Origin of the sequence: Chryseobacterium geocarposphaerae, from assembly GCF_002797535.1 — a bacterium.
Lineage (GTDB): Bacteria > Bacteroidota > Bacteroidia > Flavobacteriales > Weeksellaceae > Chryseobacterium > Chryseobacterium geocarposphaerae.
On the sequence record NZ_PGFD01000003.1, the window covers coordinates 98,467 to 110,461 of the forward strand.

The 11,995-nt window shown below is 35.9% G+C and carries 9 protein-coding genes; 4 read left to right on the top strand and 5 right to left on the bottom strand.

Features of this window, described 5'->3' with window-relative positions; translation table 11 throughout:
• Window positions 1–55 precede the first annotated feature (55 nt).
• Window positions 56–3,454, bottom strand: a complete 3,399-nt coding sequence (locus CLV73_RS16420) for a polysaccharide deacetylase family protein (RefSeq protein WP_100377978.1) — start codon at window positions 3,452–3,454, stop codon at window positions 56–58.
• 87 nt (window positions 3,455–3,541) lie between these two features.
• Window positions 3,542–4,792 (bottom strand): CinA family nicotinamide mononucleotide deamidase-related protein, encoded by a 1,251-nt coding sequence (locus tag CLV73_RS16425; protein WP_100378228.1) that lies wholly within the window; start codon window positions 4,790–4,792, stop codon window positions 3,542–3,544.
• A 111-nt stretch (window positions 4,793–4,903) separates the two neighbouring features.
• Between CLV73_RS16425 and CLV73_RS16430 the strand changes: the two genes are divergently transcribed.
• The gene (locus tag CLV73_RS16430; RefSeq protein WP_100377979.1) at window positions 4,904–5,389 is read left to right on the top strand and encodes a DUF7832 domain-containing protein; all 486 of its coding nucleotides are present in this window, start codon (window positions 4,904–4,906) and stop codon (window positions 5,387–5,389) included.
• Window positions 5,390–5,524: 135 nt separating this feature from the next.
• Here the strand turns inward: CLV73_RS16430 and CLV73_RS16435 are convergent, their stop codons facing one another.
• From CLV73_RS16435 to CLV73_RS16445, 3 genes are all read right to left on the bottom strand, one after another.
• The gene (locus tag CLV73_RS16435) at window positions 5,525–6,064 is read right to left on the bottom strand and encodes a lipocalin family protein (protein ID WP_100377980.1); all 540 of its coding nucleotides are present in this window, start codon (window positions 6,062–6,064) and stop codon (window positions 5,525–5,527) included.
• Between the two features lie 69 nt (window positions 6,065–6,133).
• Window positions 6,134–6,868: a LytR/AlgR family response regulator transcription factor gene (locus CLV73_RS16440; RefSeq protein ID WP_100377981.1), complete on the bottom strand. Its 735-nt coding sequence runs from the start codon at window positions 6,866–6,868 to the stop codon at window positions 6,134–6,136.
• Window positions 6,869–6,899: 31 nt separating this feature from the next.
• The gene (locus CLV73_RS16445) at window positions 6,900–8,693 is read right to left on the bottom strand and encodes a tetratricopeptide repeat-containing sensor histidine kinase (RefSeq protein WP_228424412.1); all 1,794 of its coding nucleotides are present in this window, start codon (window positions 8,691–8,693) and stop codon (window positions 6,900–6,902) included.
• Between the two features lie 140 nt (window positions 8,694–8,833).
• On the opposite strand from CLV73_RS16445, the gene CLV73_RS16450 reads away from it, so the two are divergent.
• The 3 genes from CLV73_RS16450 to CLV73_RS16460 all read left to right on the top strand — a co-directional run bounded on the left by CLV73_RS16450 (window position 8,834) and on the right by CLV73_RS16460 (window position 11,934).
• Window positions 8,834–9,751 carry an SIMPL domain-containing protein gene (locus CLV73_RS16450; RefSeq protein WP_100377983.1) on the top strand — a complete coding sequence of 306 codons (918 nt, stop codon included), beginning with the start codon at window positions 8,834–8,836 and terminating at the stop codon, window positions 9,749–9,751.
• A gap of 112 nt (window positions 9,752–9,863) precedes the next feature.
• Complete coding sequence (locus CLV73_RS16455; protein WP_100377984.1) at window positions 9,864–10,544, top strand: SIMPL domain-containing protein; 681 nt, start codon at window positions 9,864–9,866, stop codon at window positions 10,542–10,544.
• Between the two features lie 199 nt (window positions 10,545–10,743).
• Window positions 10,744–11,934: a vWA domain-containing protein gene (locus CLV73_RS16460; protein WP_100377985.1), complete on the top strand. Its 1,191-nt coding sequence runs from the start codon at window positions 10,744–10,746 to the stop codon at window positions 11,932–11,934.
• Window positions 11,935–11,995 lie beyond the last annotated feature (61 nt).

Sequence of the window (11,995 nt, forward strand, 5' to 3'; positions counted from 1 at the left end):
AGTGTAACTTTTTTTTAATTTGTTACTTTTTTATGAAAACAAATTTAATTAAATATTAAGAAGTTGCAATTTCTTTTACATTTCCGGTACGTTTCAAAAATCCCCAGGTCTGCATTTCTCCTTTTAATGCCTTTCTTAAGCTTCGGAACAACACAATATACATCAGCCATCTGTATCCGAAACGTTGTGGGATAATATACAGTAAATTCACCAGCTTCTCCCTCTGCATAATGAAAGCTATGAGAGCCAATGAAGCGTCTACCAAAAGGAAGATTAAATAGTAACTGAATATTTTGCTTCCATTTCCTGATAAAATGCCAAAAAACATGATAAGATCGGCAAGCGGTGAGAAAAACGGAATAATGTACTGGAACAATAAAATATTCGGCATTGCCCACAATCCTAAGCCTTTGTATTTCGGATTCAGGAAAGTCTGTCTTTGCTTCCAGAACATCTGCATGATTCCGTACGTCCATCTGAAACGCTGTTTTAAAAACTGTTTTACGCTTTCAGGAGCTTCCGTTACAGCAATTGCACGGTTTTCATTGGCAACGGTATATCCTTCTCTCAAAATTTTCACAGTAATATCACAGTCTTCCGCCAAAGTATCGGAAGAATATCCTCCTACCTCATCGATCACAGATTTTCTGAAAGCTCCAATTGCTCCCGGAATCACGATAATGGCATTGATATTTGCATACGCCAATCGGTCAAAATTCTGACTGGTTGTATATTCTATAGATTGCCATTTTGTTAGCCAATTTACTGTATTTCCAACTTTTACATTTCCTGCAACGGCGGCAATTTTTTCCTCTGAATTGGAATTTAAAAATCTTGCAATTAAATATTTTACTGCATTTTGTTCCAGTTTTGTATCGGCATCTATACAAACCACATATTCTGCATCAGTTTGGGAGATTCCGAAATTTAGAGCGGTTGCTTTTCCGCCATTTGCTTTACTGAAAATTTTCAGTTTTGGATGATCAGAAAATGCATTTTTTGCTTTTTCATAGGTAGAGTCTTTACTTCCGTCATCAACTAAAATAATGTTAAAATTCGGGTAGGTTTGTTGTAATAAATTATGGAGAGAAGAAACAATATTGATTTCTTCATTATATGCGGGAACAATGATCGAAACTTTCGGATAAGATTCCAATACCGGAAATTTCCCCAGTTTTTTCTCTTTTCGTCTTTCTTTAAACGCCCAGTACAGCATAATCATCAATCTTATTAACCCTAATCCTATAAAAATGGTGAAAAGAGCTACCAAAAAGTGACTGATTCCATAAATAATTGTTGCCAAAACTAAATTAAGCTGCATTACGTAGTATGCTCTCGTTTTAGGAACTCCAGGCATTAATTCCGCTTTATTTTTATGTAAAATACTTGCAAGATTGGTAAAATGATAGCCTTCTTTCTGTAAAGTCGGGATTAAAATTTTCAATGCTTTTACTGTTTCTTCTCTCGTTTCACCACCTGCATCGTGCAGAAGGATAATATTTCCCCGTTCTGCTTTCAATCCTGCCATTACGCGTTTTACAATTTCATCCGTTTTTATTCCGGGTTGCCAGTCTTCCGGATCGATATTTTCGCCAATGTCCAGATAATTTTGCTGTCTTGCCAAAGCAACAGGTACGATTTCTTCAGAAGTTGTTGGTTCAGAATCGGCATTATAAGGTGCTCTGAAAAGAATGGTACTGTGTCCTGTAATACATTCTATCAGTAATCTTGTCAGTTTTAATTCCAATAAAGCTCTTTCAGGACTTACCTTAGCAACATTTTCATGGGTAAAGGTGTGGTTTCCTATTTCATGGCCCTCTCGGTAAATTCTTTTAACCAAAGGAAGATTTTTCTCAGCATTTAGTCCCACCAAAAAGAACGCAGCCGGAACATGGTATTTAGATAAAACATCTAAGATCTGTGGTGTATAAGTTTCATCAGGACCATCATCGAAAGTGAGAACCAATTCTTTCTGAGGAGCTTCCCCATATTTTTTCACTTCATAAGAGCTTGGATAAGTCACATAATTTTCATCAGTAATGATTTTTTCTTTCGGATCAATCTCCACTGCAATTTTTCCGTCATGAGGTGTATTTAGAACATCCAGAACTTCCCCGTCGCCAATATAATCGACCATCGTCTGACCTTTCACATTTTCCAGTGTTTTTAAATTTAATTTTGCCAACCCCGCAAAAGTCAGATCCTTATCATAAAAGTTCCAGATCCGGCTGTCTTCACTTCCCAGTCTCCAGAGCGCAGTTCCTGCCAAAGGATATTCTGAAGAGAAACGCATGGTATTGAAAATGGAAGCCGCATCATTGAAAAATACAGTGTGGGTATTATTTTTTGAGTCTGTGTAAGAATAGTTTAAATTAAATGTATTATCATCAAAATTGATAATTGCTTTACTAGCACTCGCTTTTGTGATTGCCTGCATATAAGTTACGGAACTGTTGTCATTCTTATTGGTGCTCCAGTCGTAACCGTAAGCTCCCAATCCTAAAATGATTTTGTTCGGAGATGTTTTCTGTAAAAATTTCCCGGTCTGTGCTTCCACCCATTTTTGTGAAGAAACAGGTCCAGCATCGCTGTCCGCAGAATATTCATCATAAGCCATCAACACGAAGTAATCTACATACGGATTTAATTTCTGAATATTATAATCATCATTATCCGTCATCACATCCATTGTAACGAGCAGTTTATTTTGTTTGAAAGTATCGGAAAGTTCTTTCATAAAGGCGATCAGATTTTCATCAGAGTCCAGATTCATTTCTTCAAAGTCAATATTGATTCCTTTAAAATGAAAGGTGAGACATTCCTTAGCCAACTTTTGAATAAGTTTTGTTCTCTGCTGAGGACTATTCAGAACTTTTCCCAAGCCTTCGGAATGGAATTCCTGCTGGAAATTATTACTTAAGATTGGCATTGCTGCGACCCCTGTTCTTTTGATCACTTTATAACCTTCAGGGTCTACATTGGTTTTCAGATTACCTGTTTTCGGATCAAGGAAAAACCATTCAGGGAAAACAAGATTGATATGTTTAATGTTTCTCTTTAAAGACATCAGTGACTGAGGATCCCATGCAACATAGAACGCAGAACTTATTCCCCCCGGAAACTGTGCCCAATTCCTGTTTTGATTTTTAAGTCTTTCGGCTCTTGCTTTGGCAATTTTAGCAAGATTGGTATGCATTGTTTTTTCAGAAATAAAACTTCTGAAGCCTTTATATTCTTTCGAGATTTTATTTTCCTGTAAATAAGGTTTATTTGCAGTAATTACCGCTTTATAGTCTTCTTTAAAAGGAATTTTAGGGCTTTTGTCCAGTTTCATCATCAAACCTAAAGCAAGGAAAAGCAATACTGCAACGAAAATGAAAATACGGCTTCCCCACTGTACGTTTCTCCAGCGTTTTTTGCTATCGGTCTGAAAAATCTGTTTTGAGTTCTCCACGATTCTGATATTTTTTGAATGAATTTCAAAAACCGTGAAAAACTCCCTTATATTTAATTAAAAAAATATTAAAATTACAGTTAGGGTTTAATTATTAATAAGAATCCCCACTAAATCCTGAATAATTTTCTGCGAAACAAAATTCATAAAATCCAGCCGCTCAAGATGAGGCATATATAATTTCGAAGTCATTTCTTTTTCACCTATTCTGATCGTATAAAAAACCGTTCCTACATCTTTGCCGTCCTCTCCTTTCCCCGGTCCCGCAACACCCGTTGTAGAAAGCGAAATATCAGTTCCGAATAATTGTTGACAACCTTCCGCCATTTCAGAAGCAACCTGCTCACTTACTACTGTAAATTCATCTACCGTTTCTTTTCTGACTTTTAAAATCTCAATTTTCTTTTCAGTTGCATAGGCTACTATTCCTCCGAAATAGTATTTGGAGCTTCCTGAAACCGAGGTAATCATTTTTGCCAATTCACCGCCTGTACAGCTTTCTGCCGTAGAAATCGTCAGTTTTCTTCCCGTTAAAATTTCAGCAAGAATTTTCTCTATTTTATCTTCAGAAGTTGCAATTACATTGTCTTTGATTAAAGGCAGCAATTTCTGGATTTCCTCTTCCAGTTCCTGCTGCAAAATAACAGGATCTTTTCCTGTCGCCGTCAGTCGTAATTTCACCCGGGTTCCTACCGGAAGATAAGACAGCGTCAAATTTTCAGGTAAAGCCAGTTCCCAATCTTCAATCGTGTCTGCTAGAATACTTTCCGGAATTCCTACAACGGAAACTATTCTTGTAGAAATATAATTTAAGCTGAATTTATCTTTTAAATAAGGAACAATCTGGTCTTTAATCAAAGGCTTTACTTCATAAGGAACTCCGGGTAAACTGAATAACAGTTTTCCATTCTGTTCCATCATCATGCAAGGCGCTGTTCCGAAATGATTTTGAAAAACCGTAGATTTTGTAGGAACAAAGGCCTGTTCACGATTTCTTTCCAGTATTTCCAGACGGCCGCGTTTTTCCATATAAGCTTTCAGATGATTAAAAGTTGCTTCATCCAAAGCAATTTCATCATTGAAAAACTCGGCAATCGCTTTCTTGGTTTTATCATCCCTTGTAGGGCCTAAACCTCCTGTGGTAATAATCAGATCTCCTATTTCAAAGGCTGATTTAATCGTATGTTTTATGATTTCTATTTCATCTGAAATCGTGAAAATCTGTGAAACTTTAATTCCTATATTTTTAAGCTCAGTAGCAATGAAGTTAGAATTGGTGTCAACCGTATTTCCGGAAAGGATTTCGTCACCAATAGTAATCAGAACAGCATTTTCCATATTTATTTTCGAAAAAAATTCGTTTACAAATGACGGAAAATTCTCATTGGCAGGCAACATAAATTGATTTTTTCTATTTTTGGCGGAAATTGTTTAAAACTATAGTTGTTTATGCATAAATATGATGATGCTTCGTGGCATTATGGAGGGGATTTTCCGGAAGGACTTCCTGAAAAAAACGGAGCAACCCACACCGGAATGTTTCTGAATTGGTGTATTACCCATGGTTTAATTTCTGATGAATTAAAAGAAGATCACCAAGAGGAAATTGAAAAATTAAAAAGAAGAGAAATTACAGGTGCAGAGTTTGTGATGGAAGCTCTTGATGGAAAGTTTTCCGAATATGACCTCAATGATTTTGGAAATAGTTTTGCTAAAGATTATTATGTGGATGATACCGATTTCGGAAACAGATTCAGCTCATTTGCTGATGACTATATCAATCTTTTTGATGCTAAAGCGGAAGAAAACGATTATGAATATGAGACTTTCTATCATATCGAAGACACCCACGAAAACTATGATCTCATGAAACAGATTATAGATCACCGTTTTGAAGAGTGGAAAGAGTGGAAAGAGTATAAAAGTTTGAATTAAAACGCAAAGTCTGTTCTGAACGAAATGAAATTCAGTGAAGAATCTATTCAAAACTGAGATTCTTCCATCGTCAGAATGACAGACTTTATATATTATGTGAAGAGATTGCTTTGTCGCTTCGCTCCTGGTAATAACTTAATTATGTCTTACCCAAATCAATTCATCCGTATTGTAGCCGATTTTTTTTGCTTTTTCTAAAAAACGTTGTCGGATGCTTTCAGGGATATCTTTTGTTCTGGAAAGAATCCAAAGATATTTTAAACTGCTTCCAGCCACTAAAGCATACTGGTAGTTTTCATCAATATCAATGACATTATAGCCTGCCCAAATCGGCTTAAAGAATGACACTTTCAACCGGGCCTCACTTTTATCTTTCACGAATTTTGCTTCCCCGACAGATTGTTTCCATTCTTTTTTAACGTAATTATAACCTTTATTTTCAACACGAATCGTCCCATTCGGATTTTGAGAATATGTTGCCGTTACATTATCCATGTCTTTTTCAAATTTGTAATCGAAACGGGCTATTTCATACCATTTTCCAAGGTATTTCTCTGCATTGAAATTTTTCACGGCAGTAGCTCCTTTAGGAATTCCAACAGAACATGAATTCAATAACATCAATCCTAAAACACCTATTGAAACGGGAATAGCAATTTTTTGAAAAGTTTTCATAATACAAGTATTTGGTGGTTGCCGTAAAAGTTCAAAAATGATGCCTTAAATATTCCAGAAACAGACCGTTTAGGAAAAAATTTTAAGAAAATGATCTTTAAAACTGCCTGAAACCTCAATTTCCGTTTCATCTGAAAGTGTTGCCGTTCCGCTTTTATGGTAAGATTTCACAAAACGGGTATTGATGATGTGTGAACGGTGAACTCTCACAAAAGGACTTTCCAGTATATCATCGAAATGCTTTAAAAATCTGCAGACCATTTTCTTTGAACCGTCCGTAAGGTAAACCTGGGTGAAGTTTCCGTCTGCCTGAAGTCTGACAATATCTTCAGTTTTCACTACATCAAAACCTTGAAGGGTTGGAAGAATTAATTGCTGTTTCTCAGGCTTTAACTTCAGGTTTTCAAGAAGAACTTTATTCCGGTTGAGCTCTTCTTTGTTTTGCAGACTTTCAGACACTTTATTGACCGCCAAAATAAGCTCCTGAATATCAATAGGTTTTAAAATATAATAACTTGCCGATTTATTCAAAGCCTGTAGAGAATATTGAGAAAACGCAGTGATGAAAATGGTTTCATAGGAAAAATCCTTTGTAGCTTCCAACACATCGAAAGCATTTCCGAAGGGCATTTCTACATCCAGGAATACCAGCTGAGGCTGCTTTTCAGCAATCAATGGTACTGCTTCTTTAATATTTTCAGCCTCGCCAAGAATTTCAACCTGCGGACAATATTTGGTAAGATAGCTTCGTAAAACTTCTCTTGCGATGAGTTCATCGTCTACAATTACGGCTTTTATTTTCATAGATTAGGATTTAGTTTACAGGTTGCAGGTATTATAAATTGATCAATTTATAGGTAACTTCCACAAGAACTCCCTTCTCATCTTTCTTATCAGTGATCTTGCATTGAATTTCCTGATGATACAGGTCATTCAGAAGAGCAATTCTTTCCAGTGTGTTTTTCATTCCGCGGCCTTCACGATTTTTTTGATGTTCGGTTTTTTGTTTTTTGCTTTCTTCAATTCCGATTCCGTTATCTTCGATCGTGATTTTCAAATATTGATTTTCCTTTTCAAAAATTAATTTCAAAAATCCTTTTGTCGTTCTGTAACGAAGCCCGTGCCAGATTGCGTTTTCCAAAAATGGCTGTACCAACATTCCGGGAACTTTTAAACTTTGGGTATTTAAGGATTCATCAACATCGATTTCATAATCAAATTTATCTGCAAAACGTGTTTTTTCTAAAGCAAGATAATTTTGAAGAAGATCAAGCTCCTGCTGGAAAGGAATAAAATCTTCAGTAGAATTTTCCATCACGCCACGCATCAGCTTGGAGAATTTTGTCAGATACTGATTGGCTTCCAGTTCATTATTGGTCGCAATAAAATGATTAACACTATTCAGGCTGTTAAAGATAAAATGCGGGTTCATCTCTCTGCGCAAAGACTGAAGAGCAATTTTTTTATTCTTTGTCTGAACCTTTTTCAGGGTTCTGAAAATAAAAACAATCAATCCGGTAAGCAAAACCAAAGCTCCGATCAAACTATAGTTGAATACATTTTTCTTACGGATAAGCTCATCTTTTAATTCTCTTTCTTTTTCCAGCTGTGAAATTCGTTGTTCGGTATCTTCCAGGATTTTATTGTCTACGAGACTTCTATCCTTGGAAACAAGATTGGGAAGTTTCCCCAGAAAATCTCTGTACAGTTGAACGGAAGCATCAATATTTCCTGAAATGGCATACAGGCTGTCCAGTTTTTTTACACTTCTTTGAGCTTCCAGCGTATGACCTTTATCCAAAGCAATTCCATAGGCATTTTTCAACAGATCCACTGCTTCTTTCGGATCATTTTTTTTAATATAAATATCCGCCAGTTCCTGTATTTGATTGACCTTTTCCTGTGAGTTTTCTTTTACAAAATCTTCCTTCAAAACCTTCTTTTTAGCTTCAATAGCTTTTTCAAAGTTTTTGTTTTCAACGTAAAGATCTGCGAGTTTCTGATTGATGGCCAAAGCTTGCTGCGGGGCTTCTCTTTTAGAAATTTTATAGGCTGTATTCAGGTTTTCTTCGGCACTGGAAACATCTTTCTGTTTAAGATTTACATCAGCCAGCTGACTGTAGCTTTCTGCAAGATCACCTTGTTCGTTTTCTTTTTTACTTAAGTTAATATTACTCTGGATAGCTTCTGCCCTAAGCTCTGGTGTAGGAGAAGAAAGCCTGGTAACATCATTAGAATTAACGGCCTTACTTTTTTCACTGTAGCCCATTTGTGCCACTCTGCTATAATTGCTGATGGCAGGGGTTATTTTATTTTGTTTTTCCTGTGACTGGGCCAATCTGCGGGTTGCTTTTTCAATATTTGGCTTGTCATTAAGTTTTTCATACAGATTTTTCGCTTTGGTATAGTACTCTTCACTCTTCGGAAAGTTCCCGCTGTTAAAAAAGGTTTCACCAATATTATAATAAGAATCTGCCTGGGCAGGTTCATTTTTTGTGTCCATTGCTTTTTTCAGCTTCTTTGTCTCCACCCGTACATCTTCCACCGTAGCAGAGGTAGTATTAGTGGTTTGGGAAGACATTGTGTTTCCCCAAAACATCAGTAAAAAGATTGAAAGAAGTGTAAACATTTTCATAAAACAAAGATATACATATATATAGTGTATTCAAAAACTATTCACCAAGCGAAAATCCCCTTTCACCAAGTTTAGTCTTTGATAATGTGAGCGTAAGGCTAAGTTTGGAGCAAAATAATTCAAATTTAAAAATCATGAAAAAACTAACTCTTACTTTTTTACTCATTATGGTATCTTTTTTAAGTCTTTCAAAAGCACAGGTTGGAGGAAACCAGATCTACAGAGACAGAAATAACAACGACTATCCCACTCCCAAAAATTTACCTGAATTCATCAACACCAATACCTATTTTGCTACCGATTCAACCTTAATTATCACCGTAAAAGTATTGATGAACAAAACGGCAGACCAATATAAACTTACACTGGGTTTGAATGAAGAAGCAGCCACTCCAAAAATTGCCATTGAAAATATCAACAGGAGAATCAGCGGTTTTATGAAAAGAATATCCTCAATGGGCATCAAAGACAATGATATCTTTGTAGACTTTATATCTCAGACCAAAATCTATGACTACAACGTCAATAAAGATTCACAGACTGCCATCCAGAAAATGGATGGATTTGAAACCAAGAAAAACATCATTATTACGGTAAACAAACACTCAATGATTGAAAAACTGATCTCTGAAGCTTCAGACTTCCAGATCTATGATGTTATTAAGGTAGATTATATCAGTAGTGATATTGATAAAATCCAGGAAGAACTTCTCAAAGAGGCTTATTCAGTTTTCGACAAAAAAAAGGAAAATTATTTTAAACTGTTTAAAAAGGAAATTATTGGAAATCCCACCGCTTCTTCAGGCTTTACTTATGTTTTCCCAAAAAGCCAATATCAGAATTATACAGCTTTTGAAAGTGCCAATGTTACGTATGGATATGATTCAAAATATGTCAGAAAGGAAGAAAGAAAATCTAAAACCTTTTATTATGATGGGACAGATTATACCGGCTTTGATAAAGTAATCAATAATGCTGATCCGGAAGTGGGTATACAATATATCATGAACCTCAACGTAAAATATGATCTGAAAAAGAATAAAGGAAACTAATCATTTTTCGGAACTCACCAAGTGAAAGCTCCGTTTCACCAAGTCTCCCGGTTTCAGGCTTCTGATCGGCGTAATTTTACATCAGTAATTAAAAATTTAAAAACAGGAAATTATGAAATTGAAACTTTTTTTATTAATCGGAATTTTAACTCTTGGAAGCTTTGTAAATGCACAGACACAAGAAGTAAAGAAAAATGCAATTGAAGTAACAGGTGTTGCGGAAATGGAAGTAGAACCGGATGAAATCATCTTCAGCATCGGAATAAAAGCAGACAATAAAAATGATCTGGCAGATAATGAGAAGAAGTTATTTGAAACCTTAAAGAATGCGGGAGTAAAGAACGAAGACATTAAGTTCAAATCAATGTATCAGAATATTTACTCTAAAACAGCCAAGTTTACTAAAAGCTATCAGTTTAAAGCCAGTACAAAATCAAGTCTGAGTAAAATTTTTGAAGACCTGAACCAAAAATGGGTAAGCAGCCTGAACATCGCAGAGGTAAAGAATACTAAAATTGCAGATTTCAGAAAAGCAGTAAAGATCAATGCTCTGAAAGCCACTAAAGAAAAAGCAGATTATTTATTGGAAAGCATGGGTAAAAAGACAGGAAATGCTCTTGAAATTATAGAAATAGAAGACTACACCAGCGATATGATCATGCCTGCAGCTTATAAAGGAAGAGCAAGCAATATCCAGCTGGAAATGGCTGATGCTCCGGTAGATTATTCTTTCGATAACATTGAAAACATCAAGCTGAAATACAGCATCAAAACAAGATATGAAATCCTTTAAAAATAAATGATTTAAAAGACAGTTCCTTAGGAGCTGTTTTTATTTTTTACTTCCAGCACAACTCACCAAGTCAAAAGGCCACTTCACCAAGTTGCCTGATTTTCAGCTTTAAATAGGGATAACTTTACGTCAGAATTCAAAATAATAAATGATGAAACGTTAGCCAATTACAATAAACAACTTATAAAAAAATAACAATATGACAACTCTAAAAATCTTAGCACTTGCAGCGGTTACAGCCTTTTCAAGTTCCGGTAATATTCCGGAAAACCGCTCTACAAAAAGTAATGTTGAAAGCCATTTACCGGCACAAAAAATAACAGTGATTCCGGCCAACTCAACCTTAAAGGACAATAAAATTCAGGTTGCTCTTTTACTGGATACCTCCAATAGTATGGACGGATTGATTGATCAGGCAAAATCCAGACTGTGGAATATTGTAAATACGTTGACCACTTTAAAGTACAACGGAAAATCTCCCCAGATTGAAATTGCATTGTACGAATACGGAAATGACGGAATTCGTGATGAAAACTACATCCGGCAGGTTGCACCGTTGACCCAGGATCTAGATCTGGTTTCGGAAAAGTTATTCGGATTAAGAACCAACGGCGGAAGTGAATATTGCGGTGCCGTTATTCGTGATGCTTCTGCCAATCTGAACTGGGACAGCAATGATAAAAGTATGAAACTGATTTATATTGCAGGAAATGAACCTTTTGACCAAGGAAGAATTAATTATAAAGAAGTGATTTCCAATGCCAAAAGAAAGAATATCTACACCAACACTATTTTCTGCGGAAACAGGGATGAAGGCATCCAGACGTTCTGGCAAAACGGAGCATCTTTGGGAGGTGGAAAATATTTCAATATCGACAGTGACAGAAAAGTACTCTATATTGAAACGCCCTACGACAGCAAAATTTCCGAATGCAATGCAAAGCTGAATAATACTTATATCTATTACGGAAATCACGGTTCGGAATACAGACTAAAGCAGATTACGCAGGATAAAAACGCCGAATCCCAGTCAGCATCCAACTTAGTGGAAAGAGCCGTTGCCAAATCCAAAAAGAATGCTTACAAAAATGACCATTGGGATCTGGTAGATAAAGCTGAAAAGGATGCCGGATTTATTGCCAATGTAAAAGAAAGTGAACTTCCTGCCGAACTGAAAGGAAAAAGCAAGGAAGAAATTCAAAAAACGATCACGGCAAAGTCTGCCGAACGTGAAAAAATCCAGAAAGAAATTGAAGAATTGTCTAAGAAACGTCAGAATTACATTGATGAAGAAATGAAAAAAAGAGGAAGTTCAGATTCTGATGACCTTGGAAAAGCGATAGAAAAGTCGGTTCTTGAGCTGGCAAAGAAAAACGGATATAGTTTATAATGTTAGAGTCTTGTTACAGATTTAATGAATCTGTAAGTTTTGAAGTTTCGGCGGCGGCTTT

Bases quoted from the DNA above. Each gene is read 5' to 3' on its own strand.
- CLV73_RS16425 (WP_100378228.1), bottom strand. From the start codon at position 4,792: ATGGAAAATGCTGTTCTGATTACTATTGGTGACGAAATCCTTTCCGGA.
- CLV73_RS16430 (WP_100377979.1), top strand. From the start codon at position 4,904: ATGCATAAATATGATGATGCTTCGTGGCATTATGGAGGGGATTTTCCG.
- CLV73_RS16435 (WP_100377980.1), bottom strand. From the start codon at position 6,064: ATGAAAACTTTTCAAAAAATTGCTATTCCCGTTTCAATAGGTGTTTTA.
- CLV73_RS16440 (WP_100377981.1), bottom strand. From the start codon at position 6,868: ATGAAAATAAAAGCCGTAATTGTAGACGATGAACTCATCGCAAGAGAA.
- CLV73_RS16445 (WP_228424412.1), bottom strand. From the start codon at position 8,693: ATGTTTACACTTCTTTCAATCTTTTTACTGATGTTTTGGGGAAACACA.
- CLV73_RS16450 (WP_100377983.1), top strand. From the start codon at position 8,834: ATGAAAAAACTAACTCTTACTTTTTTACTCATTATGGTATCTTTTTTA.
- CLV73_RS16455 (WP_100377984.1), top strand. From the start codon at position 9,864: ATGAAATTGAAACTTTTTTTATTAATCGGAATTTTAACTCTTGGAAGC.
- CLV73_RS16460 (WP_100377985.1), top strand. From the start codon at position 10,744: ATGACAACTCTAAAAATCTTAGCACTTGCAGCGGTTACAGCCTTTTCA.